Source organism: Bradyrhizobium sp. Pa8 (assembly GCF_052588265.1).
The window spans coordinates 2,652,149-2,676,813 of the sequence record NZ_CP176767.1 but is presented as its reverse complement, the minus strand read 5'-3'; the positions used below and the strand labels follow the sequence as shown (position 1 = coordinate 2,676,813).

The following is a 24,665-nucleotide window of genomic DNA, read 5'->3' as shown; positions in this document are numbered from 1 at the left end:
CTTCTCGTTGTCGCGCCACCATGCCACGACCGGCGGGGCGAAACAAATCCGCTACCGTCTTTAGTTTAGGCCAAAGGATGGTGGCAAGCCGCGAACTGGCCGGGTGCGACTTCGCGCAACTCCGGTATCTCCGCGCTGCATCGCTGGTCGGCCCGCGGGCAGCGGGTGCGGAAGCGGCAGCCGGACGGCGGTGCAATCGGCGATGGCGGCTCGCCGGTCGCCACACTCTCGACGGGACGCACGTCCGGATCCGGCACCGGGATCGCCTGCAACAGCAGGTCCGTGTAGGGATGCGCGGGCTTTGCAAACAATTGTTCCGACGGCCCGACCTCGCAGAGCCGGCCGAGATACATCACCGCGACGCGGTCGCTGACCGCTTTCACCACCGCGAGGTCATGCGCGATGAACAGCAGCGTCAGGCCGAAGCGTGCTTTCATCTCCTCGAGCAGATTGAGGATCTGCGCGCGGATGGAGACGTCGAGCGCCGAGACCGGCTCGTCGCAGACGATGAATTCGGGGTTGAGCACCAGCGATCGCGCGATGCAGATGCGCTGGCACTGGCCGCCGGAGAATTCGTGCGGCAGGCGGTCCGCCACGATGTCAGGGTCGAGCCCGACCGCGGACAGCACCTCGTGAACGCGCCGCTTGCGCTCGGCGGCATCCTTGACGCCGGCGATGATGAGCGGCTCGGCGACGATGTCGCCGATGCGGCGGCGTGGATTGAGCGAGGCGATCGGGTCCTGGAAGATCAGTTGCACGCGGCGGCGCATCTTGCGCAGCGCCTCGCCCTCCATCGCGGTGAGGTCCTCGCCGTCGAACAGCACGCGGCCGGACTTGGCGCGGCGCAATTGCAGCACCGCGCGCCCCAGCGTCGACTTGCCGCAGCCGGATTCGCCGACCAGCCCCAGCGTCTCACCGCGCGCGACCTGGAGGCTGACGCCGGAAACGGCATGCACCGTCTTGTTGCCGAGACCATATTCGACGACGAGATTGTCGACGTTCAGGAGCGGCTCGTCGCGCACGGCCAGCTGCATCATGCGCCAATTCCCTCCGTCATCTGGATCGGATGGAAGCAAGCATAGACATGTCCCGGCATCTCCGCACTCTTCAATTCGGGCTTGGCCTCATGGCAGCTTCCTGCGGCATAACGGCAGCGTGGTGCGAAGGAGCACCCCTTCAGTGGCCGGGTCGGATCGGGCGGACGGCCGGAGATGGCCGGCAACGGCGTATGCGGCGCGGTGTCCAGCTTCGGGATCGCCGCCAGCAGCGCCTCGGTGTAGGGCATGTGCATGCGCTTGAACAACGCCTGCGTCGGCGCGCGCTCGACCACCCTGCCCGCATACATCACTGCGACCTCGTCGGCACGGCCGGCGACGACGCCGAGATCGTGGGTGATGATGATCATCGCCATGTGGCGGCGGCGCTGCTCGCGCGCCAGCAGGTCGAGGATCTGCGCCTGGATGGTGACATCGAGCGCCGTGGTCGGCTCGTCCGCGATCAACAGTTTCGGCTCGCAGGACAACGCGATCGCAATCGCGATGCGCTGGCGCATGCCGCCGGAACATTGATGCGGATATTGCGCGAGCCGCTGCTCCGGCGCCGGAATACCGACGGCGGCGAGCAGCTCGATGCTGCGCTTCCGCGCCGCCGGCGCATCGAGCTCGAGATGTTCCTGGATCGTCTCCATCAGCTGTGTGCCGATGGTGAGCACCGGATTGAGCGAGGTCATGGGGTCCTGGAACACGACCGCGAGGTCACGCCCCCGCAGGCGCCGCAGACGCTCGGAGTCGAGCCGCACCAGATCCTGGCCGTCGAACATCACGCGCCCGGTCAGCTTCGCCTTCTTCGGCAAGAGCTGAAGCACTGCGCGCGACAGCATGGTCTTGCCGCAGCCGGATTCGCCGACGATGCCGAGCGTGCGGCCCGCCTCCAGCGACAGGTCGACATGATCCACGGCGCGCAGATTGCCGCGCGGGGTCGGCAGCTCGACTGCCACATCCTCGATGGTCAGAAGCGGCGCGCTCACAGCGCCCCCTGACGCGGGTCGGTCAGCGCCCGCAAGGTGTCGCCGACCAGGTTGAAGGCCAGCACGGTCAAGAACAGCGCTGTTGCCGGCAGGAAGGCCAGCCGCGGCGCGACGTCGAGGCTGTCGCGCCCCTCGCCGATCATGCTGCCCCAGCTCGCCATCGGCGGCGGCACGCCGAGACCGAGGAAGGACAGCGCGCCCTCGACCACGATGGTGACGGCGACGCCGAGCAGGAAGAAAGCCAGCAGCGGTAGGATCACGTTCGGCAGCAGCTCGCGCAGCAGGATGCGCGCATGGCTGGCGCCGAGCGCCTCGGCCGCGATCACGAACTCGCGCCGCGCCAGCGTCAGCGTGGCCGCGCGCGCCACCCGCATGAAGGCGGGAATGCCGAGCACACCGAGGATCAGGGTGAGATTGGGAATGGACTGGCCGAGATAGGCGGTCACCGCGAGCGCAAAGATCAGCGGCGGAAACGCCAGCAGCACGTCCATGCTGCCGACCACCAGCGTCTCGAACCGGCCGCGGAAATAGCCGGCGAGGAGACCAAGCGCGCCGCCGAGCGCAAGGCCGATCATCGGCGCGATCAGTCCCACCGTCAGCGAGACGCGCGCGCCAAAGATCAGGCGGGCGAATTCGTCGCGGCCGAGCCCGTCGGTGCCGAGCCAGTGTTCCCCGGAGAACGCGGCACGGCGCTCCAGCATGTCCATGTCTACAGGGTTCTGCAGCGGCAGCACCGGCGCGAGGATTGCGAGCGTCAGGACAATTGCTAGCCAGGCGCTCGCGAACCAGAACAACAGGCCGAGCCTGCGGCCGCGGCGGACGGGTGCGGACACCTCGTCCTGGATGGAGAGCTCAAGCGTGGCCATGGCGGATCCTCGGATCGAGCACGGCATAGAGCATGTCGACGATGAAATTCACGATGACGAAACCCGAGGCGACCAGGAGCACCACGCCCTGGAGGATGACGAGGTCGCGGGTGTAGATCGCGCCAACCAGCAGGCGGCCGATGCCCGGCAGCGCGAAGATCGATTCCACGATCAGCGTGCCTCCCAGCAGGCGACCGATATTGATGCCAGTGACCGTCACCAGGGTCAGCGACGACGGCTTGAGCGCATGCACGAACAGGATGCGCGCGGGCTTGAGGCCTTTTGCTTTCGCGAGAGCAATGTAGTCCTCCTGCAGGGTCGCGATCATGTCGGAGCGCAGCACCCGCATGATGCCCGGCCATTCCGCCAGCGCCAGCGTCAGCGCCGGCAGCACGAAGAAGCGCAAATTGCTGAGCGGCTCCTCCGTAAACGGCACATAGCCGGTCGCCGGCAGCCAGCGCAGCTCGACCGCGAACAGATAGATCAGCAGGATCGCCATCAGAAAGGACGGCATCGACAGCATGGCGAAGGCGCTGCCGGTCATGAAGCGGTCGAAGGCGCCACCGGCGCGCGCGGCGCAGGCGATCGCGAGCGGGACGCCGATCAGGAGCCCGATGAATTCGGCCATCAGCATCAATTCGAGCGAGACCGGAATGCGTTCGGCCACCGCCTGCAACACCGTCTGCCCGGTGCGGAAGGAGCGGCCGAGATCGCCTTGCAGGACGTGGCCGAGCCAGCTCAGATAACGCCACCACAGCGGCTGGTCGAGCCCCATGTCACGGCGAAGTGCGGCGACATTCTCCGGCGTCGCCTGATCGCCGAGGATGACATACGCAAGGTCGCCCGGCAGCAACGAGGCGATCAGGTAGGTGAGCAGCGAGACGGCGAGCAGCACCGGCAGGATGGCAAGGAGCCGCCGCGCGACGAAGTTCAGCATCGCGTGGTCATTCCAGCCAGGCGGTCGAGACGTCGATCACGCCGTTGTACATTTTCGGAAAGCCCTTCAGCTTGGCGCTCGACAGCGCGTAATAGGTGTTCTGGAAGGTCCAGAACCAGACTGCCTCCTTGTTGATCAGGCGGCTGATCGCGCAATAGTCCTCGATACGCGCGGCGGGATCGGCGGTGACGCGGGAGTGGTCGAGCAGCCGGTCGAGCTCCGGATCGGCGAAGTTGGCCAGCGCCAGTGGGCTGCCGCTGCGGAAATTCGCATACATCTGCGGATCGGGATCGGCGAGGTCGACGATGCGCCATGGTATAAGCTGGAACTGACGCATGAAGGCGCGCGGCGGGATGGTGGCCTGGTCGACCTGCTCGATCTCCATATTGGCACCGACGCGCTTCCAGAATTGCTGGAGCACTTGGCCGATCATGCGGCCGCGCGGCGTCGCAGTCACCAGCGTCTTGAACTCAACGGGCTTGCCATAGTCCTTGATCAGCGCCTTGGCCTTCTCCACGTCGAACGGCAGCGCGCCGTCGTCCTTGCACTTTACCCAGGAGCCGTCGCCGTAAGGGTTGCTCGCGGGCCGGCTCAGGCCGTTGCTGATTGCCTGCGACATCTTTGGACGATCGATCGCCATCACCAGCGCCTGCCGCACCCGGACGTCGTCGAACGGCGCGACCTTGGTGTTGAAGGCATAGACCTGCGCGCCCGAGCCCTTGTAGGTGTGCACGGTGAGCTTGGGGTCCTTCTGCGCCTTCATGATGTTGTCGGCGTCGTTCTCGTCGTCCCAGATGATGTCGGCCTCGCCCGATTGCAGCGAGGCGAAGCGCGATTGCGCGTCGGGCAGCGGCTTCAGGATGATGCGGTCGAGATACGGACGGCCCTTGTCCCAGTAGTCCGGGTTCTTCTCCAGCACCATGCGATCGCCGGCCGTCCATGATTTCAGGATGTAGGGACCGGTGCCGACGGGATTGCGATTGTAGTCGTCGCCCTTGGTCTTCCACGCCGTCGGCGAATGCACGACGTTGTTCTGGCTCTGGATGGTGTTCGTCGCCGGCAGGTTCACGGCTGGATCGGTGAGATTGTAGACGACAGTATATTCGTCGGGCGCCAGCACCTCCTTGACGTTGGTGATGTAGAAGGCGCAGCGGCACTTGTTGGCGGGGTCCTTCTGCCGGTCGAAGTTCTCCTTGAAGGCCTGCGCATTGAACGGCGTGCCGTCGTGGAATTTCACGCCCTGGCGCAGCTTGAAGGTCCAGCTCTTGTAATCGTCGGAATGGGTCCAGGACACTGCCAGCTTTGGCGCGGCCTCGCCCTTGTCATCGAGCGTGGTGAGCGTGTCGAAGATCGCGGCCGCGGCGGTGAAAGTCGAGGTGTCGTAGACCCCGACCTTGAGCGGATCGAAGCCCGTAATCTCCAGCTCCTGACCGACGGTGATGCTGCCGCCCGCCTTCTGCGCCTGCGCCTGCTCAGCCGGCGGAAGGAGAGCAAATGCCGCAACAAGGAAAATCGGCGCGTGTTTGCGCGCCGCGGCAGCAAGATACGTCATGGTTCCTCCCGGGATCCCGTCCGATGTTTCGGATCGTCGAATGACTCGGGCGAGATTGGCGATAAATGCTCGCCACGGCAAGAGGAACACGCGAGAGATCAAACGCTGTAGTGGTGCTGCGATGCGCTCAGTTTGTCGCAGCCGTTTTGCCTGACGGAATTGGAGCATCGTCGGCGAGGCCGATCTCCTCGCGCAATTCATCCGTGTGCTCGCCGAGCACGGCCATCGATTTGGCGGGCGTGGTGTCGGCGCCCGACATCCGGAACGGCAGATTGAGCACCTGGAACGAGCCACCCTCGTCCGCCACGGACGAGAGCGCCTGCCGGTGCGCGAGTTGCGGATCGGCCAGCGCCTCGGACACGGTGCGATAGGCCGAGGCCGGCACGCCGGCCGCGCCAAGCGCGACGAGACACGCGTCGGTCGTGAGCGGCCGCGACCAGGCTTCGACACCGTCCATCATGTCAGCCCAGTTCTCGCGGCGCGCGGCATAAGCGGAGAAGCGCGGATCGGAAATCCATTCGGAGCGGCCGATCACACCCATCAGGCACTGAAACGTCTTCTCGCTCGCGACCGTGATCATGACATAACCATTGGCCGTCTCGGTCGGCCCGAACATCGGGCGCGGCGGTGGCTTCACCGCGAATTGCGAGCTCTGCAGCTCGATCACCGTCAAGGTCAGCATCGATTCCAGCATCGAGACGTCGATGTGCTGGCCCTGCCCGGTCACCGTGCGCTGATAGAGCGCCGACGCAATCGCGCCGAAACCGTAGGTGCCGGTGACGACGTCGGCATGGTAGATGCCGCAATAATCCGGCCGGCTGCGGCCGGGTTGGTAGGCGAGATGCGCCATGTCGTAGCCGGAGGCCGCATGGATCACCGGCGCGTAGGCCGGCAACTCGGACGAGGGACCGGTCTGGCCGTAGCCCGAGATCGAGCAATAGATCAGCTTTGGATTGACCGGACGCAGGCTGTCGTAGTCCAGCCGCAGCCGGTGCATCACGCCGGGGCGAAAGTTCTCGACCAGGATATCGGCGGTCGCGGCGAGCCGGCGCACCGCCTCCTTGCCCTCCTCGGACTTGAGATCGAGCACGACGCTTTTCTTGCCGACGTTGAGCTGGCCGAACACGGTGCTGCACCCCTTGCGCAGCGGCGGCCGGGTGCGCATCGTCTCGCCGCCGTCGGTCTCGATCTTGATGACCTCGGCGCCCATGTCGGCAAGCATCCGCGCGCAGTGGGGACCGGCGATGGTGGTCGAAAAATCCAGGACCCTGAGGCCCGCGAAGGCCTTTGTCGTCGTCCCCTCATGCTTATCTGCTAACGGCATGCCTGCTTACGCCCCCTCGGCCTCTTAGGAACTATCGAAGTTCTTTCTTGTTGATGCGCCGACCCTAGAGGGCGGCGGGTGAGTAGGAAAGTCTTTACCGAACGGACGCGTCTCGCGGGCGGGCTTGGGAATTCCAGGACAACTGGACCCGTTCTTGCATAGAAATAAACGGGATCGGAAGAGGGCAGCTGTTCTTGAGGGTCTTGTTCGTCACAACCGAGATGGACGATTTCGTCCGCGTTGGCGGACTCGGCGCCGTTTCCGCTGCACTTCCCAGGGCGCTTCGCCCTCTCGCCGATATCCGGGTCATGTTGCCCGGCTACCGCGACATCATCGAACAACTCACGCATATTCAGATCGTTGGCCGCTGCCCGGCGTTTGCGGAGATGCCGGCCTGCTCGCTCGGGCGGGCTGCGACCAAGGACGGGCTGCCGGTCTATGTGCTGTTGTGCTCACAACTCTACGACCGGCCCGGCAATCCCTATGGCGACGAGTCCGGACACGACTGGCCGGACAACGACATCCGCTTTGCGCGCTTTGCCTCGGCAGCCGCTGAGCTGGCCATGGGCAAGCTGGACAAGAATTGGGCAGCAGACCTGATCCATGCCAATGACTGGCAGGCCTCGCTCGTGCCGGCCTATCTCGCCTGGCGCGGCACCAAGCTGCCGTCGATCCTGACCATCCACAACCTCGCCTACCAGGGACTCTTCCCGAAGGACTCGCTGCGGCGGATCGGCGTCCCCGAGAGCTCCTTCCATATCGACGGCGTCGAGTTTTACGACCAGCTCTCCTTCCTCAAGGCCGGGCTGGTCTATGCTTCGCACCTCACCACCGTCAGCGGCACCTATGCACGCGAGATCACGACGGAGGAATTCGGCTGCGGCCTCGAAGGCCTGCTTCGTGTCCGCTCCGACGCGGCCGAGCTCACCGGCATCCTCAACGGCATCGACGAGAGCTGGGACCCACGCTCCTGCGCCCAGCTCGCCCAGCAATTCGGCGCCGGTGACTGGGTCGGCAAGAAGGCCAATGCGGATTACGTGCGCAAGCAGTTCGGGCTCGCGGTGTCGCGCGGCCCGATGTTCGCGATCGTCGCACGCCTCGTGCACCAGAAGGGTATCGACCTCGTGCTGTCGGCCGCCGACGAGATCATCGATGCCGGCGGGCAGATCGTGGTCACCGGCTCCGGCGAGCCCGCGCTCGAGCAGGCACTGATCGACGCGCATCGCCGCCGCCCCGACGCGATCGGGGTTACGATCGGCTTCAACGACGCCCAGGCGCGGCGCATCTTCGCAGGCAGCGATTTCACATTGATGCCGTCGCGCTTCGAACCGTGCGGGCTCAGCCAGATGTACGCCCAGCGCTTCGGCTCGCTGCCGATCGGCCACCAGACCGGCGGCTTGGCAGAGACCATCACCGACGGCGAGACCGGCTTTCTGTTCTCGCAGCCCTCGCGGGCGTCCTTCCTCGGCGGGGTCCGCCGCGCCTTCTCGGCCTTCGTGGCGCATGACCAGCTCGACTCGATGCGTCGCAGCGCGATGGGACGTTCGTTCTCCTGGAGCATCTCGGCCGGCAGCTACAGCGCGCTGTATCGGAAGCTAGCGTCGGTGTGAGGCGACCTCTCCGTCATTGCGAGGAGCGAAGCGACGAAGCAATCCAGACCGTCTCCGCGGAGGAATTCTGGATTGCTTCGCTACGCTCGCAATGACGATGTGGCCACCGCGCGTCACTCTATCTCCCGTCACCCTGAGGTGGCCGCGCCTTCAGCGGCCCTCGAAGGGCGGCAGCCCGGCTGTAGCAGCGGGGGCCGTGCATCCTTCGAGGCTCGCGCCGCTCGCACCTCAGGATGACGGAGCAAATGCGCGCGTAGACGCTCACCCCTTCCCGCGCACATCCATTTGCGGCCGCCCGATCCAGGCGCGATTGAGACACCGGGTCATCCAGTCGGGCTGCGGCTCGCCCCGCAGCCGCGCCTGCGCTTCCTGATAGGGACCGACATAGCGCAGCCGATCCGGCAGTTTCGGATAGACGCGCCTGATCCATTTCAGCGCATTGTCGGCTGCCCTCTTGTCGCGCTCGTCGAATTCAAACCCGAAGCCCGCTCGCAGGCGCTCCGGCAACAAACTCGCGGTGAGCGCGCGATACCATCGCGGTGGCCGCAGCCACGGACGGGCGCCACCAAGGATCTGCGCGGCGATCTCGCGCGCCGCCGGGCTGACGGTCAGCGTGTCCGATTGCGCCATCGCCGCGGTGTAGGCCGCAAAGCCGGACCAGTCAGCGGGCAAATCGTCCGCCGTCAATCCGAACAAGGCGCCGAACATCCGGCTCTCGCTCCAGTAGCGCTCGCGCTCCTCCGCCGAGAGCGGCGGCAGGACCAGGTCATGCGCCATCACCGCGGTCTCGACCAGCGTCGCATGAACCCAGCGCAGCGACGGAATGTCGTTGGCGCAGTAGCGCGAGCCTGCCGCGAACGGACCGACGGCCTCGGGCATCGCGCCGACGATCATGCTGTGGCGCCGATGCAATTGCCGCGACGACAACTGCGCCCGGTCGAGCGAGCCGAACACCATCGCAAAGACGATGTCGAAGGTACGATGGAAGCGACCGATCGGATCGGCAAGGGTCCGCGAATGCTCCGCGATGGCGGCAGCGACCCAGGGATGCGCCAGCTGCAACAACAGCGCACGGCCGGCGCCGAGAAAGATGACGGCCTCCCGGTCAATCTGCCAGGTCACCGTGTCAGGGCCGAACACGCCGGCAACCGATCCCGCCGCGTCAGCGCGGACCTGATCGAGGGCCAATTCCAGATCGTTCCCGGATACCAACTGCAAGGCCTCTCAAAAGCGGACGACGATCGACAATCCGCAGGGCCTGTGGCAATTCGATGAAAGCGGACGCGGCCCTACTCCGCCGCTATCGGAATCTCGTCCATATGCTCGTGCAGCACCACGCCGGCGAGCGGATCGAATTCGCCGATCCACGGCTTTCGCGCCAGCACCGACCTCGTGTGGGCGTAGCCCGCGTGCCAGCGCCGCGTAATGCCTGACGGACTGAAGTCGATATCCTTGGTATGGGTTTCGCGATCGAGCTGCGGCGCCAGCAGCCGCACCACATGCATGCGGGTCGGACAGCCGTAGCCCATCAACTCCCTCACCGCGGGATCGTTGCGCTCGCTCTCGGGCAACCGCGCGGCAAGCTGGTTGATGACGTGGCGCAGGCGATGGGCCTGCTGCTGCCGCACGATCTGGCTCGCGATGCGGCTGGAGTACTGCACGTCCTTATGGCGGTTCAAGACCTCCGCCATCGTGGTCGGCTCGGCGCCGACGGGATTCCACAGATGCACGGAGAAGATCAGCGAATCCCTGCGTGGATTGTCATCGAATACGGCTTCCGTCGGCGTGTTCGACAGGATGCCGCCGTCCCAATACAGCTCGCCGTTGATGCGCACCGCCGGGAAGGCCGGCGGCAGCGCGCCCGAAGCCATCACATGCTTCACCGTCAGTTCGCCGTCCCGGCTGTCGAAATAGCGCATTTCGCTCGTGCCGACATGAGCCGCACCGACCGTCAGTCGCGGCGCGCAGCGATTGGCCAGATCGAAATCGACCAGCTCGCTCAGGGTCTTCTCCAGCGGCGCGGTCGAATAGAAGCCGGCGTGATCGGCGCCCAGCGGATAGGAATCCCCGGCATGCGCCAGCGCATTGGGGCGGAAGAAACCTGGAATGCCGTGGGTCACGGTCGACCAATAGGCCAGCTTCTCGTTGAAGCCGGGAAACGCGGCGCGCCAGTCCCAAACCGGCGTTTGCTCCATCCGCTTCCAGAACTCCCTCAGGCGCGCCAGCCGGTGCTCCGGCGCGTTGCCCGCAATGAGGCTCGCATTGATGGCGCCGATCGAGGTGCCGATGATCCAGTCCGGCTCGATGCCGGCCTCGTGCAGCGCCTGGTAAACGCCGGCCTGGTACGAGCCCAGCGCGCCGCCGCCCTGAAGCACCAGGACGACCTGACCCGGCAGGTCCATACTCTTTCGTTGCCCGTTGTCCTGCATGCCGTTCATGTCTCGCTCCTATCGAGCCTATCGTTATCATTCGTCAGGTGTGAGGCCATTGTTACGTCCTGCCGTTTTCGGCGATTGCCGGTCCTTCTGGAAATGCCGGCTGGCTTCCGAAACCATAGGCCCCCGCTATTGCCGCCAGGATACCATTCCCTGCCCCGATCGGTTAGATTTCCGGTCGATCTCGCTGGGAGCCGATCCATGGAAATGCACCAGGTCCGCTATTTCCTCGCGGTGGCGCAGCTCTTGAATTTCACGCGCGCCGCCGAGGAATGCAACGTGACGCAGCCCTCGCTGACGCGCGCGATCAAGCAGCTCGAGGCCGAGCTCGGCGGCGACCTGTTTCGCCGCGAGCGCCCGGCGGCCCAATTGACCGAGCTCGGCCAGCGCATGCATCCGCTGTTGAAGCAGTGTTATGATGCCGCCGCCGGCGCACGCTCGCTTGCTTCCTCGTTCAAGAGTGGAGAGATCGGTGCGCTGCGCATCGCGCTGACGCATTCGATCGACCTCGCGCTGCTCATTCCGCATCTCAACGAGATCAGGCGCCAGTTCAACCGGCTCGAATTCCGCTTCCTGCGTGGCTCGAGCCGCGAGGTTGCGGAATTCCTGAAGAAAGGCGAAGCCGAGCTCGGTATCGCCGCCGAGATCGACGAGGCCTGGGAGCGGCTCGACGTCTGGCCGCTGTTCACCGAGACGTTCGATCTCGTCGTCAGCCGGGAGCACCGCCTCGCCGGCCACGATACGATCGAGCCAGATGATTTGCGCGCGGAGCAATTGCTCGGCCGCAATTATTGCGAACATTCCGGGCGCATCTCCGCGAGCCTGCGCGAACACGGCATCGACGTCGATCACAGCCACGAGATTTCGAGCGAGCGCGACCTGATCGAACTGGTCGAGGCCGATATCGGCGTCGCCATGATGCCGCACACCTCGCCGGTACCGGACAGCCTGAAGCGCACCGCAGTCGCGGGGCTCGACGCGCGCCGCACGGTCAGCCTCTACGGCGTGGCAGGCCGCCAGCGCACGGCGGTCGCCAACGCCGTGATGCGCCTGCTGCGCGGCGCGGACTGGAGGTTGGTTGCGGGGTAGCTGCGAGAATAATCGCCGCCCTTCCTTCTCCCAAAGGGGAGAGGGGAAGAAAAGTGCCCGCCTCAGTTCTCGCGGCTCGCGTCTTCGAGCGCCGCAAGCAGATCGTCGATCTCCATGCGCTTGCGGAAATCGGGGTCGACGAAGCGCGCCTTCACGATCCCGTCGCGACTGACGACGAACACCGCCGGAATCGGCAGCATCCATCCGTTATTGCCGTGAAACTTCGCCATGTCCTGATAGGACAGCAATTGCTGGATCTCGGTGCCGAGCCAGATCGCGAGATTGAGCGACAAAGCATAGCCGTTGTCGAGATCAGTCAGGATCGGAAACCGGGCATCGGCATCATCCTTGAGTTGCTCCGTGAATTGTTGGGTCTCGGGCATAATCGCGACGATCTGCGCACCCATCGCCCTGATACGCGCTCCGGCCTGGGCCACCGCCCGCATGTTGAGGCGGCAATAGGGACACCAATGTCCGCGGAAAAACATCACTGCGACCGGACCCTGCTCCAGCAGCGAGGATAGCGCGACGAGACGCCCCGTCTCGTCAGGCAGCACGAACGGCGGCATCGCATCGCCCGGGCGTGGCGCGGTCTCGCCGCCGCCGTTCCCGTTCAATCGCGTCACCAGGCGATCGACCGCCTCGCCATAGGCCGGGAAGACCTCGCGGCTGGCGTCGGCGTAGGCGCGGAGTTGCTCGTTCAGCGTTCCCTCCATGTCGCGGCAGCGCTGGAAAGCAGACCTGAGCAGCTCGGCGTCGGCTGGTGAGAGAGACGTCATCTTCCGCTCCCGGCGTTCTGAGGGCGAATACTAGGTTCCAGGTCCGGCCGCCCGCAAGGGGCGGCCGTTGCGCGAAGGCCGTTTCAGTTCACGTAGAAATTGCCCGTGGGGTCCAGCCGGCCGGACGCGGAGTACAGCGTGCCGTTGTCCATGAAGAAGACGGTGTTGTCGGGCACCTTCTTGGCGTGCTTCATCATGGCGTCGTGGTTCTTCTCGGCCGGGGCCATCGCCATCGCCGACATCTTGCCGGGACCGCCATAGACATAGGCCATGCCGGCCTTGAGATCCCAGGCCGCTTCCGAGAAGGCCGACGTGGCGATGACCGCGAAGGCGGCAGTGAAAATCAGGGTCCTGGACACTTTCGTCATGAGATGCTGCTCCGGATTGACGTGAACGCCCGCCAATCGGGCGCCCCGCCATCGGACGCCGGATATCCCGAAAGCGGAAATGCCGATGCCCAATCGGTTCGATAGCCGCCGCGCATCAACATAGCTCGGAGCTATCACATCGAGAGCGAACCGGCATTTCAGGGTAGGCGTGCTCTCGACGATGCTCCCTGCCATAGCCGGCGACCAGCGAGGTTGCGGTCAACACAGGAGACTTCGATGTCTAGGCATTACACATTGTCGCGCGTGGTTTGGACAGGCGTCGCCGTTCTCGGGGCGCTGACATTTGCAACGCCGGTCTTCGCCGGTGAGTGCCCGGCCGACAAGATCAAGCCGAATGCGCATCAGATGGTCGACACCAAGCCGGTCGGCGTCACCGACGTCACGCTCGGCGCGATCGACCTCGGCAAGCAGCCGGCGCATATCGAAGGCCGCGAACTGCGCTTCCGCAGGCTGACGATCGAACCCGGCGGCATCGTTCCCTGGCACAGCCATGACGATCGCCCGGCCCTGATCTTCGTGCAGCAAGGCGAGATCGTCGAATACGCCTCCAACTGCGTCGATCCGATCGTGCACAAGGCCGGCGACATCCGTCCCGAAGTGTTCGGCACCTCGCACTGGTGGAAGAACCTCGGCAAGGAGACGGTCATTCTCTATGTCGGTGATGTCCGCAGGGATTCCAACGACCACCACATGTAATGCGCGCGCTCGGCCCCGGCGCACGCGTGACCGGATGTGGCGTCCGGGAATCCCCATGCTGCCCGCATGCCGGGCGCCACATCCTCAACAGGACGAGCACGCCATGACTGATCTATCCGCTCCCATCAAACCGGGCGCGATGACCATGGATGCGCATTCCCCGGGTCTCGCGCTTCGCTCGCTCGTGATCGGGCTCACCGCATTCCTGACCGTCGTCGATCTGTTCGCGACCCAGGCGATCCTGCCCTCCCTGACGCGCCACTACGGCGTCACGCCCGCAGCGATGGGTTTTGCCGTCAATGCCAGCACCTTCGGCATGGCGATAGCTAGCCTCGTCGTCGGCTTCTTCAGCCCGCACATCAACCGGCGGACCGGCATCCTGCTCAGCCTGACGCTGCTGGCGATCCCCACCGGCCTGCTGGCGTCCGCGCCAAACCTTGCCGTCTTCACCGCCTTGCGGGTCGCGCAGGGGCTGTGCATGGCGTCCGCCTTCGCGCTCACACTGGCCTATCTCGGCGAGCAATGCAGCGCCATGGACGCCGGCGGCGCCTTTGCCGCCTACATCACCGGCAATGTCATGAGCAACCTCGTCGGCCGGCTGGTCTCGGCGGCGGTCGCCGACAGCCTTGGCCTTGCCTGGAATTTCTATGTCTTCGCCGCCCTCAACCTGGCCGGCGCGGTGCTGGTCTATTTCACCATCCGGCGCGTGCAGCCGATGCATGCGATGATGCCCGCGGCATCGCCCCTCGAAGCCACGATCGCGCATTGGCGCAATCCGCGGCTGCGCGCCGCCTTCGGTATCGGCTTCTGCATCCTGTTCGCCTTCATCGGCACCTTCACGTTCGTCAATTTCGTGCTGGTCCGGCCACCGTTGTCGCTCGGCATGATGGACCTTGGCCTCGTCTATTTCGTCTTCCTGCCGTCGGCGGTCACGACCTTGCTGGCCGGCAAGGTGGCATCGCGCCTCGGCACGCGGCCGACGATCTGGGGCTCGCTCGTTGTCGCCGGGCTGGGCCTGCCGCTGATGCTGGCGCCGCATCTCGGCGAAATCCTCACCGGAATGGTCCTGGTCGGTGTCGGCACCTTCTTCGCGCAGGCTGCCGCGACCGGCTTCGTCGGACAGGCGGCAACCGACAACCGCGGTGTCGCCAGCGGGGCCTATCTCGCCTGTTACTTCTGCGGCGGGCTGGTCGGAACGGCCGTGCTCGGGCGCCTGTTCGACAGCTTCGGCTGGCCCGCCTGTGTCGCCGGCGTCGGCATTGCCCTTGCAGCGGCGGCTCTGCTCACCTTCAGCTTGAAGCGCTAGCGCTTGACCGGGGCTTCCTGCGGCAGCTCGTCGTCGGCGATGGCGCGCCAGGCCGCGCCGTCGAGATCGTCATATTGGCCGCTCCGCAGCGACCAGAGGAAGGCCACGAGACCCGCACCTCCGAGCATCAGCGCCAGCGGGACCAGGATCACCAGGATTTCCATCACACGATCTCCCGTGACGCATTGTGCGCCCGCAACGAATTCAGCATCACCAGGATCGACGACCCGCTCATGGCGGCCGCCGCAATCAGGGGCGTCACCACGCCGCTGATCGCGACCGGCACGGCGAGGACGTTATAGCCGATCGCCAGCCAGAGATTTTGCCGCATCAGGTGCAGCGCCTTGCGCGCGGAATCGATGGCGGCCACGCTAGGTGCCAGCGGCCGGCCGAGGAAGACGAGATCTGCGGTCGCCTGGCTGAGATGCGCGGCCGAGATCGGCGACATCGAGACGTGGGCAGCGGCCAGCGAGGGCGCGTCGTTCATGCCGTCGCCGACCATCAGCACTTTGGCGCCGCGCTGCTTCAGTTCCTCGATCCGTGCGATCTTGTCGGCCGGCGTGACGCCGGCGCGCCATTCGGCGATGCCCAGCGCATGGGCCGCCGCGATCACCGCGGGCTCGCGATCGCCGGAGAGGATCTCGATGCCGATATTGCGCGCCTTCAGCGCCGCGATCACGGCCTGCGCGTCCGGCCGCAGGCCCTGCCGCACCGACAGGATGAATTTTTCCATCCCTTTGCTGATAACCACAATCGAGGCTTCGGGATCGAGCGTCGCTCTGCCGACCAGCGCTTCGGCGCCGCAGAAGGACGGACGGCCAAGACGGATCTCGACACCATCCACCACAGCACGCACGCCCTGCCCGGCCTCTTCGACCGCGCCGATAACAGGCGATCTGGCGCCAGCGGCCTGCGCGACTGCGGCGGCAACGGGATGGTGGCTCGACAGCGCTAGCCGGCCGGCAAGTTCAAAAATGTCGGCGGGAATATCGGCCGCATTCATCACCTCGAGATCGGGCAGCGTCAGCGTACCGGTCTTGTCGAAGATGACGTGGTCGGCTTCGGCCAGCCGCTCGATGGCGTCGCCGGAATTGAGGAGCACGCCCGCTTTGAACATCGCGCCCGAGGCCACCGTCTGCACGGTCGGGATCGCGAGCCCGAGCGCGCAGGGACAAGTGATGATCAGCACGGCAACGCTCGTCACGATCGCATCGTGCCAGCCGGCACCCGCAATGACCCAGCCCAAAATGGTGATCAACGCAGTCGCATGCACCACCGGCGCGTAGAGCCGCGAGGCCCGATCGGCGAGCCGCATGTAGCACGAGCGCGCCTGCAGCGCGTTGTCGAGCAGCCGCGTGATCTCGGCGAGCAGCGTCGCCTCCGACGCCGCCGAGACCCGCACCCTCAGCGTGCCGGAGATGTTCATGGAGCCCGCATAGACCGCCGTGCCCTGCTCCGCCGTGATATAAAGCGTCTCGCCGGTGATCAGGCTTTGGTCGATCTCGGAACACCCCTCGATCACCGTGCCGTCGACGGCGCAACGCTCGCCGGGCCGCAGCAGCACGATGTCGCCGGGATGGATCGCCGCGACCGGCACCTGCGAGATCTCGTCGGGCCCGACGAACTTGGCCGCCGTCTCTGCCTTCAGCGCAGCGAGATTGCCGGCGACCGCGCGGGTTCGCCGCCGCATGTTCTGGTCGAGGAAGCGGCCGACCAAAAGAAACGTGAGCAGCATGATCGCCGCGTCGAAATAGGCGTGCTCGGCGTGATGGACGGTCTCGACCACGGACATGCCGAGTGCAAGGCACACCCCGATCGAGATCGGCACGTCCATGTTGGTGGTCTTGGCCGATAGGGCGCGCCAGGCCGAGCGGAAGAACGGCTGGCCGGCATAAGCCGCCGCCGGCAGCGCGATCAGCGCCGAGAGCCAGTGGAAGAAGTCGCGCTGCTCCGGCAGCATGTCCGAGACGTTGCCGGACCAGACCGGAATCGACAGCATCATCACGTTCATGGTGGCGAACGCGGCGACGCCGAGGCAGCGCAGCAGGAAGCGCGATTCCGCCACTTCCGTCGCTTCCGCGCTCTCGGTCTCGTAGGGATAGGCCTTGTAGCCGAGTTCCTCGAGCCGATCGATGAAGCGGGCGGGATCGAGCGTGCCCTGCTTCCATTCCAGCGCGACGCGGCGGTCGGTGAGATTCACGCGCGCCAGCGTGACGTCGGGGATGGCCGACAGTCCGCGCTCGATCTTGGCCATGCAGCCCGCGCAGTGAACGCCCTCGACCGCGAGATCGATGTGCTTGATACCCTCGCCCGCGGCCCGGACATAATGCGAAAAATCCCGCGTGACCTGCATGACGATGTCCCTCAGTTCAGGATCACGCGGTTGCGCGACATGAACACGCGTGTCCCCCGCGCCTCGCCTTCGATCACGAGATCCCACTGCCCCGGCGCAACCGACGCGGCATTGCCGCGATAGATGCCGATGCCGGCTTCCGACAGCTCGACTGCGAGATCGGCGCGCTTGTCGGTCGGCCGCTCCAGGCGTCCGCCGAATTTCAACCCGCTCATCGGCTGGCCCTTCGCGTCGCGCGCATCGACCTGAAGCGTGGCTGCTCCATCGGCGCGGCGCTCGATATGGGCATTGACCTGCCAATTTCGCGCGGCCTGGTCCTGTGCCGCCGAGATCTCGCGATCATAGGTGAGGCCTGCGGCATAGGGGCTGTCGACGTCGGTGCCGGGCAGCGTCGCGATCGCGAGCTTCATCATGGTGACGTTGACGCCGATCACGAGCCCGAAAAAGGCGACCAGCATCAGGAACACCTTTGTTCCGGTCAGCGGCTTGGTGGCCATGGCAGTCTCCTGATTCTAGGGCGAGACGAAATTGTCGGTGGCGGTGGCGACCTCGCCGAGCCCGATGTCGGTGACGTGGAAGCGAACGGGAACCGACTTTTCCGGATTGCTCTCCGCCGGCGCGGTGACCAGCAGGCGCAGCTCGCTGGTGGAGTCGCGCGGGATCACGATCATCGGCCTGTCCGGCGTCACGGAATCGATGCCGACGACATGCGTGGTCAGGTTGGCCGGACCGTTGGCGTCGATCGCGATGACGCGGTCATAGCCGCTCTTGTTCAGCAGCCGTACCGTATAGGCATTGCGGATCGAGCCGTCGCTGAGCTTGACCGCGACCGGATTGCGGTCGTGCAGCACGTTGACGTCGAGCAGGCTGCGGGTCGCGAGCGTGTAGATCATGATGCCGCTGACCGCCGCGATGATCGCGCTGTAGGCGACGGTGCGGGCCCGGACGATGCGGTAGACCGGCGCCTTGCCTTCCTGGCGGCGCTGGATGTTGATGTCGTTGTCGTAGCCGATCAGCCGCTTCGGCCGGCCGATCTTGGTCATCACGTTGTCGCAGGCATCGATGCAGAGGCCGCACTGGATGCATTCCAGCTGCGGTCCGTTGCGGATGTCGATGCCGGTCGGGCACACCGCGACGCATTGATAGCAGTCGACGCAGTCGCCGACATGCTCGCCGAGCGCGCGCAGCTCAATCGCCTTCTTCACCGAGGTGCGCTTCTCGCCGCGGTCGTAGCGGTAGGTGACGTTGAGCGCCCATTCGTCGGTGAGCGCCGCCTGGATGCGCGGCCACGGGCACATATAGGTGCAGACCTGCTCGCGCATGAAGCCGGCGAGCACATAGGTCGTCGCCGTCAGGATGCCGATCCAGATATAGGCGATCATCGGCGCCTGGAAGGTGACGAGCTCCTTCACCAGCGTCGGCGCATCGTTGAAATAGAGCACCCAGGCGCCGCCGGTCCACCAGGCGATCAGGAGCCAGATCGAATGCTTGAGCACGATCTCGGAGATGCGCTCCAGCTTCATCGGATCGGACGACTTGTCCTTCTTCATCCGCTCGCGCCGGTCGCCCTCGACCAGCCGCTCGACCGCGTAGAACAGATCGGTCCACACCGTCTGCGGGCACAGATAGCCGCACCAGATCCGGCCGCCGACCGAGTTCATCAGGAACAACGCCACCGCGGCGACGATCAAAAGGCCGGTGAAGTAGTAGACCTCCTGCGGCCACAGCTCGATGAAGAAGAAGTAGAAGCGGCTGTTGGGAAGATCGATCAGCACCGCCTGGCTAGGAGCACCGATGCCGCGATTCCAGCGCACGAACGGCAGGAAGTAGTAGACGCCAAGGCAGAACGCCATCAGGCCCCATTTGATCCGGCGGAACGTACCGGAGACGCTCTGGGGATACACCTTCTTCTGGGCTACGTAGAGCGGCCCGTTGTCATCGTTCGATGTGAGGTCGTTCGGGTTCACGGTCTTGTTCATCGCCAAGAAGCTTTTCGAAAAGGTGCGATTAAACCTAGACCCGGCGCGAGCGCGTCAGTTGATCCAGCTCAAGCGGGGGCACTTTTGTTCGCCCCCGCTTGTCGCAAGCAGGCTATTTTCCACCGCCCAGCGAGTGGACGTAGACCGCCATCGCCTTGATGGTGGCGGGATCGAGCCGACCTTCCCAGGCCGGCATCACACCGGCGCGGCCGAGGCTGATGGTCTCGATCAGGCTCGCTTCATCCGAGCCGTAGAGCCAGATCTTATCGGTCAGGTTCGGGGCGCCCATCTCCGGGTTACCCTTGCCGCCGTCACCGTGGCAGGCGACGCAATTCTCCGCAAAAATCTTCTCGCCCTTGGCGGCATCAAAGCCCTTGCGGGTCGAGAGGCCCGACAGCGAACGCACGTAATTGGCGACCGTGACGATCTCGTCCGACTTCAGCACGCCGTCCTTGCCGAACGCGAGCATCTGCCCCTCATGCGCCTTGGCATGGCCGGAACGCGCGCCGAACTGGATGGTCTGCATGATCTGGTCGAGCGTACCGCCCCACAGCCAGTCGTCGTCGTTGAGATTCGGGAAGCCTTTTGCGCCGGCACCGCCCGAGCCGTGGCATGGCGCGCAATTGTCGCCGAACACGGTCTTGCCCTTGGCCCGCGCAAGCGCCAGCAAGGCCGGATCCTTCTCGATATCGGCGAGCGAGGCCGCGCCCAGCGCCGCCATCCTGTCACCCCGGATCTTCTCGAGGTTGGCGAGCTCGACCGCGACGTCGGCACGCGAGGAATAGCCGAACAGGCCCGAGGTATTGCTGGAGATCAGCGGCCAGGCCGGATAGACGATCCAGTAGCCGATCGCCCAGACGATGGTGAGGTAGAATGAGATCACCCACCAGCGCGGCAGCGGCGTGTTGAGCTCCTTGATGCCGTCCCACTCATGCCCGGTCGTGGACTTGCCGGTGACGGAATCGATGTCGCCATGATGATCGGTCATGATCTCTTACTCCTCCCGCAACGGCAGGCGCGCTGCTTCGTCGAAAGCGGCCTTGTTGCGGGGCCATAATGCGTAGGCGATGATCGCGAGAAAGATCGCGACGAACACCGGCGTCCAGATCGTGGTCACCAGACCGGATGCGAGATTGTCGAGTGTCAGGATGGCTTTCATCGGTGATGCCTTCTCAGCGAAGATTGGCTTTCTCGTTGTAGAGCTTGAAGTCGACCAGCGTGCCGAGCATCTGCAGATACGCGATCAGCGCGTCCATCTCGGTCGGCGTGCCGGCCTTGCCGTCGAAATTGCGCACGACGGCCTTGGCGTAGCGTTTGCCGAAGGCATCGGAGCCGGCATTGTCGGGATCAGCCTGGGCCTTCAGATCGGCGCCGGCGTTCGCGATCTGGTCGTCGGTGTAGGGCGTGCCGATGGCCTTGAGCGTCTTCATGTGGTCGGCGATCGTATCGGGGTCGACCTCGGTCTGGCTCAGGAACTGATAGCCCGGCATCACCGACTGCGGCACGATCGCGCGCGGGTTGGTCAGATGGGTGACGTGCCAGTCGTCGGAATATTTGGCGCCGACGCGGGCGAGATCCGGACCGGTGCGCTTCGAGCCCCACTGGAACGGGTGGTCGTACATGCTCTCGGCGGCGAGCGAGAAGTGGCCGTAGCGCTCGACCTCGTCGCGCAACGGGCGGATCATCTGCGAATGGCAGAGATAGCAGCCTTCGCGGACATAGACGTTGCGGCCTGCGAGCTCCAACGGCGTGTAGGGCCTGACGCCATCGACCGCCTCGATCGTGCTCTTGAGGTAGAACAGCGGCGTGATCTCGACGAGACCGCCGATCGCGATCACCAGCAAAATGCCGACGATCAGGACGATCGAGTTCTTTTCGAAGATTTGGTGGCGTGTCCAGAACGACATGGAAGGCTCCTCATTCCGCCGGCTGAAGCGCGACGGGCATCTGGACTTCCTGTTCGCCGACGCGAACGGTCATCCAGAGATTGTAGGCCATGATCAGCGCGCCGATCAGGAACAGCCCGCCGCCGGCGGCGCGGATGATGTAGAAGGGATGCATCGCCTCGACGCTCTCGATGAAGGAATATTCGAGGAAGCCGAGCGAGGTGTAGGCGCGCCACATCAGGCCCTGCAGGATGCCGGACACCCACATCGCCGAGATGTAAAGAACGATGCCGAGGGTGGCGATCCAGAAGTGCCAATTGACGAGCTTCAGGCTGTAGAGGCCCTTGCGATTCCACACCCACGGCACCAGGCAGTAGAGCGCGCCGAAGGAGACGAAGCCGACCCAGCCGAGCGCGCCGGAATGCACGTGGCCGATGGTCCAGTCGGTGTAGTGGCTGAGCGAGTTCACCACCTTGATCGACATCATCGGGCCTTCGAAGGTCGACATGCCGTAGAAGGCGACGGAGACGACGAGCATGCGCAGCACGGGATCGGTGCGCAGCTTGTCCCAGGCGCCCGACAGCGTCATCAGGCCGTTGATCATGCCGCCCCAGGAGGGCATCCACAGCATGATCGAGAAGGTCATGCCGAGCGTCTGCGTCCAGTCGGGCAGCGCCGTGTAGTGCAGATGGTGCGGGCCGGCCCAGATGTAGAGGAAGATCAGCGCCCAGAAGTGGATGATCGACAGCCGATAGGAATAGATCGGCCGCTCCGCGCGCTTCGGGATGAAGTAGTACATGATGGCGAGGAAGCCGGCGGTCAGGAAGAAGCCGACCGCGTTGTGGCCGTACCACCACTGGAACATCGCGTCCTGGATGCCGCCCCAGGCGACGTAGGATTTCGAGCCGAACACCGACACCGGAAGGGCCGGATTGTTGCCGAGATGCAGGACCGCGATCGTCACGATGAAGGCGAGATAGAACCAGTTCGCGACGAAGATGTGCGGCTCCTTGCGCTTGATGATCGTGGCAAGGAAGACCAGCAGATAGGCGACCCAGACGATGGTGAGCCAGAGGTCGGCGTACCATTCCGGCTCGGCATATTCCTTCGACTGGGTGACACCGAGCAGATAGCCGGTGCCGGCGATCAGGATGAAGAAATTGTAGCCGATCACGACGAACCAGGGCGCGAGGTCGCCCGCGAGGCGCACGCGGCAGGACTTCTGCACGACATAGAGCGACGTGCCGATCAGCACGTTGCCGCCGAAGGCGAAGATCACCGCGGAGGTGTGCAGCGGACGCAGACGGCCGAAGCTGGTCCAGGGCAGATCGAAGTTCAGTGCGGGCCACGCCAGTTGCGAGGCGATGATGAGGCCGACGAGGAAGCCGGCAATGCCCCAGAACATCGCCATGACGGCGGTGAACTTGATCGGACCCATATTGTAGTTGGGGCGGCCGTTGATCTCCGCCGGCGGCAGCGCCGCCGGACGATCGAAGTAGCGGTTGATGATACCAAAGACCACAGCGAGGCTCGCCACCGCGCTGAGTGCGGCGTGGAAAGCGAACGGCGCATCGAGCGCCTTGGCCGAGGCGATCACGCAAAGGAAGGCGGTGACTGCGAACACGATGGCCAGGCCGCTTTCACCGATGGTCATGGATTTGGAGATGGAGGGCTGGCTCATGCGGATTCTCTCTGAAAGAACACGCCGCCAGAAACCACATTCGACCTCGCGGCGAATTGATTGAAATCAAGACAGGCGTTTGGGCTCTACGTATCGGGCGGGCAATTTCAGGCCTGCCCCGTATTTCTGCGGAGGCGCCAGTTAGAGTGCCCTCTCCCCTCATGTCCGCCGAAGCCTTGGCGAAGGCGGATGCGGGAGAGGGCAGCGCGGACGGTGCGGCACACTCGCTTGGGTGAGGGGTTGGCTCCGCGAGTCCAGAATCGTAGGGTGGGCAAAGGCGCACTTGCGCCGTGCCCACCATCCAACACCGCGGCGGAAATGGTGGGCACGCTTCGCTTTGCCCACCCTACAAGGAAGAAGTCACTCTTGCGCCGTCGCCTTGAGCGCCTTGATGACGTCCTCGCGGGCGATGATTCCGACCAGCTTCTCGGCGCCGTCGAGCACGATGATGCTCCTGATGCGGTGCTCGACCATGATCTGGAGCACGCGCGTCAGTCGCGTGTCGGGGCTGACATAGATGAACTCGGGCGTCATGACGTCGCCGATCCTGCGGCTCATCAGGTCGTGATAGCGCGGCAGCATCTGGCTCGGCGAGAACGCGAAACACTTCAGGATGTCGAACTTGGTGACGATGCCGACCACCTGCCCGTCGTCCTCGACCGGATAGGAGTTGAAATCGTCACGCTCGAACATCTCGCTGAGCGCGAGCAGGTCGTGGTCGCGCCGCACCGTCGTGACGTTGCGCGTCATGTAGCTGTCGACGATCTCTTCGAGAAATTTGTACACAGCGCGTCCTCCGATTTTCTTTTTGGCCGGCCGTCAGTGCGAGAGCAGCACGCTACGGGCGGATTGCGTGACCAGATACTGGGTGACGCCGCCGAGGATCAGCTCGCGAAAGCGCGAATGACCATAGGCGCCCGCCACGATCAGGCCGGCCCCGACGTCGCCGGCGACCTGCTCCAACTGCGCGGCAGCGGTTGCGTTCCGCACCGCATCCGGGACGCGTGCGGTCGCGGTAACGCCGTGACGGGCGAGCCAGGCGGCAACGTCGGTGACGCCGGCCATCACCGCCGAACGGTCGTCATCGCGCTCCGGGATTTCGACGATGGTGACGTCCCTCGCCTTGCGCAGCAGCGGCAGCGCGTCGGCCACCGCGCGCCGCGCCTCCGGCGTGTCCTTCCAGGCCATCAGCACGCTGCGCAGATCGAGCCAGTTGACCTCATCGGGAACGACGAGAAGCGGGCGCCCGGCCTGCATCACCAGGTCCTTGGGACTCGCGAGCGCGAAGGCATCGGAGAAGGCCGGGCTCTGGCCGCCGCTGACGATGATGTCGGCACATCGTGCCTGCGCCAGCACGAAACGCGCCGGAAAATCCATGGCGCCGCGCCACTCCACGCGGCCGCCACGCGCCCTGGTGGCGGCGCGGAATTGCGCCTCCAGATCGGCGAGGCGCTTCCTGATGGAGGCTTCCTCGTGATCGATCAGGCTCTGGGCCTCGGTGCCATCGGTGAAATAGAGCGGCGGCGCGAACTGCCCTGCGGCAACCCCGACGATGTCAGCCTCGAATCGCTCGGCGAGCTCGCCCGCGACCTGAAGGCGCGCCTCGTTGGGCTGATCGAGCGCCAGGCTGACCATCACGGTCGCGTATGTCATGGGGATTCTCCGCACAGGCAATGAACTGGCGCGAAATCTAGCCTCGTCGCCACAAGGCAGGATGAGGTAGATCAAATCGCCGGACGCGGCCTTGCGGGAAATCC

24 protein-coding genes are annotated in these 24,665 nt (G+C 65.0%); 4 read left to right on the top strand and 20 right to left on the bottom strand.

Annotated features, from left to right (window positions below):
* Nucleotides 1–65: 65 nt before the first annotated feature.
* From ACKWRH_RS12165 to ACKWRH_RS12140, 6 genes are all read right to left on the bottom strand, one after another.
* The gene (locus tag ACKWRH_RS12165; protein WP_445220716.1) at nt 66–1,037 is read right to left on the bottom strand and encodes an ABC transporter ATP-binding protein; all 972 of its coding nucleotides are present in this window, start codon (nt 1,035–1,037) and stop codon (nt 66–68) included.
* A complete protein-coding gene (locus tag ACKWRH_RS12160) occupies nt 1,034–2,026 on the bottom strand; it encodes an ABC transporter ATP-binding protein (protein ID WP_445220715.1) in 993 nt (330 codons plus the stop codon). Before ACKWRH_RS12160 ends, ACKWRH_RS12165 begins: the two co-directional genes overlap by 4 nt.
* Nucleotides 2,023–2,892, bottom strand: coding sequence for an ABC transporter permease (locus ACKWRH_RS12155; protein ID WP_445220714.1), 870 nt, complete (start codon nt 2,890–2,892; stop codon nt 2,023–2,025). The genes ACKWRH_RS12160 and ACKWRH_RS12155 overlap by 4 nt, the downstream gene beginning before the upstream one ends.
* Nucleotides 2,879–3,829, bottom strand: a complete 951-nt coding sequence (locus ACKWRH_RS12150) for an ABC transporter permease (RefSeq protein WP_445220713.1) — start codon at nt 3,827–3,829, stop codon at nt 2,879–2,881. Before ACKWRH_RS12150 ends, ACKWRH_RS12155 begins: the two co-directional genes overlap by 14 nt.
* 7 nt (nt 3,830–3,836) lie before the next feature.
* Nucleotides 3,837–5,381, bottom strand: a complete 1,545-nt coding sequence (locus tag ACKWRH_RS12145; protein WP_445220712.1) for an ABC transporter substrate-binding protein — start codon at nt 5,379–5,381, stop codon at nt 3,837–3,839.
* Nucleotides 5,382–5,508: 127 nt separating this feature from the next.
* Nucleotides 5,509–6,705, bottom strand: a complete 1,197-nt coding sequence (locus tag ACKWRH_RS12140) for a CaiB/BaiF CoA transferase family protein (protein ID WP_445220711.1) — start codon at nt 6,703–6,705, stop codon at nt 5,509–5,511.
* A 194-nt stretch (nt 6,706–6,899) separates the two neighbouring features.
* Here ACKWRH_RS12140 and glgA point away from each other — a divergent pair, with 194 nt between their 5' ends.
* On the top strand, nt 6,900–8,315 hold the full coding sequence (gene glgA / locus ACKWRH_RS12135) for a glycogen synthase GlgA (protein WP_445220710.1): 1,416 nt from the start codon (nt 6,900–6,902) through the stop codon (nt 8,313–8,315).
* 261 nt (nt 8,316–8,576) lie between these two features.
* On the opposite strand, the gene ACKWRH_RS12130 is transcribed toward glgA, so the two are convergent.
* Nucleotides 8,577–9,527, bottom strand: coding sequence for an oxygenase MpaB family protein (locus ACKWRH_RS12130; RefSeq protein WP_445222380.1), 951 nt, complete (start codon nt 9,525–9,527; stop codon nt 8,577–8,579).
* A 77-nt stretch (nt 9,528–9,604) separates the two neighbouring features.
* Entirely contained in the window at nt 9,605–10,753 is a 1,149-nt protein-coding gene (locus ACKWRH_RS12125) for a patatin-like phospholipase family protein (RefSeq protein ID WP_445220709.1), read from the bottom strand.
* A gap of 198 nt (nt 10,754–10,951) precedes the next feature.
* Here ACKWRH_RS12125 and ACKWRH_RS12120 point away from each other — a divergent pair, with 198 nt between their 5' ends.
* Nucleotides 10,952–11,839 (top strand): LysR family transcriptional regulator, encoded by an 888-nt coding sequence (locus ACKWRH_RS12120; RefSeq protein ID WP_445220708.1) that lies wholly within the window; start codon nt 10,952–10,954, stop codon nt 11,837–11,839.
* Between the two features lie 62 nt (nt 11,840–11,901).
* On the opposite strand, the gene ACKWRH_RS12115 is transcribed toward ACKWRH_RS12120, so the two are convergent.
* Nucleotides 11,902–12,618 carry a peroxiredoxin-like family protein gene (locus tag ACKWRH_RS12115; protein WP_445220707.1) on the bottom strand — a complete coding sequence of 239 codons (717 nt, stop codon included), beginning with the start codon at nt 12,616–12,618 and terminating at the stop codon, nt 11,902–11,904.
* An 83-nt stretch (nt 12,619–12,701) separates the two neighbouring features.
* Nucleotides 12,702–12,986 carry a hypothetical protein gene (locus ACKWRH_RS12110; protein ID WP_028157010.1) on the bottom strand — a complete coding sequence of 95 codons (285 nt, stop codon included), beginning with the start codon at nt 12,984–12,986 and terminating at the stop codon, nt 12,702–12,704.
* Nucleotides 12,987–13,223: 237 nt separating this feature from the next.
* On the opposite strand from ACKWRH_RS12110, the gene ACKWRH_RS12105 reads away from it, so the two are divergent.
* A complete protein-coding gene (locus ACKWRH_RS12105) occupies nt 13,224–13,703 on the top strand; it encodes a cupin domain-containing protein (RefSeq protein WP_445220706.1) in 480 nt (159 codons plus the stop codon).
* A gap of 103 nt (nt 13,704–13,806) precedes the next feature.
* Entirely contained in the window at nt 13,807–15,009 is a 1,203-nt protein-coding gene (locus tag ACKWRH_RS12100; RefSeq protein WP_445220705.1) for an MFS transporter, read from the top strand.
* On the opposite strand, the gene ccoS is transcribed toward ACKWRH_RS12100, so the two are convergent.
* The 10 genes from ccoS to ACKWRH_RS12050 all read right to left on the bottom strand — a co-directional run bounded on the left by ccoS (nt 15,006) and on the right by ACKWRH_RS12050 (nt 24,561).
* On the bottom strand, nt 15,006–15,173 hold the full coding sequence (gene ccoS / locus ACKWRH_RS12095) for a cbb3-type cytochrome oxidase assembly protein CcoS (protein WP_445220704.1): 168 nt from the start codon (nt 15,171–15,173) through the stop codon (nt 15,006–15,008). The genes ACKWRH_RS12100 and ccoS overlap by 4 nt on opposite strands.
* Nucleotides 15,173–17,362, bottom strand: a complete 2,190-nt coding sequence (locus ACKWRH_RS12090; RefSeq protein ID WP_445220703.1) for a cation-translocating P-type ATPase — start codon at nt 17,360–17,362, stop codon at nt 15,173–15,175. The genes ccoS and ACKWRH_RS12090 overlap by 1 nt, the downstream gene beginning before the upstream one ends.
* Nucleotides 17,363–17,373: 11 nt before the next feature.
* Complete coding sequence (locus ACKWRH_RS12085) at nt 17,374–17,859, bottom strand: FixH family protein (RefSeq protein WP_445220702.1); 486 nt, start codon at nt 17,857–17,859, stop codon at nt 17,374–17,376.
* A gap of 15 nt (nt 17,860–17,874) precedes the next feature.
* Nucleotides 17,875–19,341 carry a cytochrome c oxidase accessory protein CcoG gene (gene ccoG, locus ACKWRH_RS12080; protein ID WP_445220701.1) on the bottom strand — a complete coding sequence of 489 codons (1,467 nt, stop codon included), beginning with the start codon at nt 19,339–19,341 and terminating at the stop codon, nt 17,875–17,877.
* 112 nt (nt 19,342–19,453) lie between these two features.
* Nucleotides 19,454–20,329, bottom strand: a complete 876-nt coding sequence (ccoP, locus tag ACKWRH_RS12075; protein ID WP_445220700.1) for a cytochrome-c oxidase, cbb3-type subunit III — start codon at nt 20,327–20,329, stop codon at nt 19,454–19,456.
* Nucleotides 20,330–20,335: 6 nt separating this feature from the next.
* Nucleotides 20,336–20,500: a CcoQ/FixQ family Cbb3-type cytochrome c oxidase assembly chaperone gene (locus ACKWRH_RS12070; protein WP_014497064.1), complete on the bottom strand. Its 165-nt coding sequence runs from the start codon at nt 20,498–20,500 to the stop codon at nt 20,336–20,338.
* Nucleotides 20,501–20,513: 13 nt separating this feature from the next.
* Complete coding sequence (gene ccoO, locus ACKWRH_RS12065) at nt 20,514–21,248, bottom strand: cytochrome-c oxidase, cbb3-type subunit II (protein WP_445220699.1); 735 nt, start codon at nt 21,246–21,248, stop codon at nt 20,514–20,516.
* 10 nt (nt 21,249–21,258) lie between these two features.
* The gene (gene ccoN, locus ACKWRH_RS12060; RefSeq protein WP_445220698.1) at nt 21,259–22,908 is read right to left on the bottom strand and encodes a cytochrome-c oxidase, cbb3-type subunit I; all 1,650 of its coding nucleotides are present in this window, start codon (nt 22,906–22,908) and stop codon (nt 21,259–21,261) included.
* Nucleotides 22,909–23,268: 360 nt separating this feature from the next.
* On the bottom strand, nt 23,269–23,694 hold the full coding sequence (locus ACKWRH_RS12055) for a CBS domain-containing protein (RefSeq protein ID WP_445220697.1): 426 nt from the start codon (nt 23,692–23,694) through the stop codon (nt 23,269–23,271).
* Between the two features lie 33 nt (nt 23,695–23,727).
* On the bottom strand, nt 23,728–24,561 hold the full coding sequence (locus ACKWRH_RS12050; protein WP_445220696.1) for a universal stress protein: 834 nt from the start codon (nt 24,559–24,561) through the stop codon (nt 23,728–23,730).
* Nucleotides 24,562–24,665: the final 104 nt, after the last annotated feature.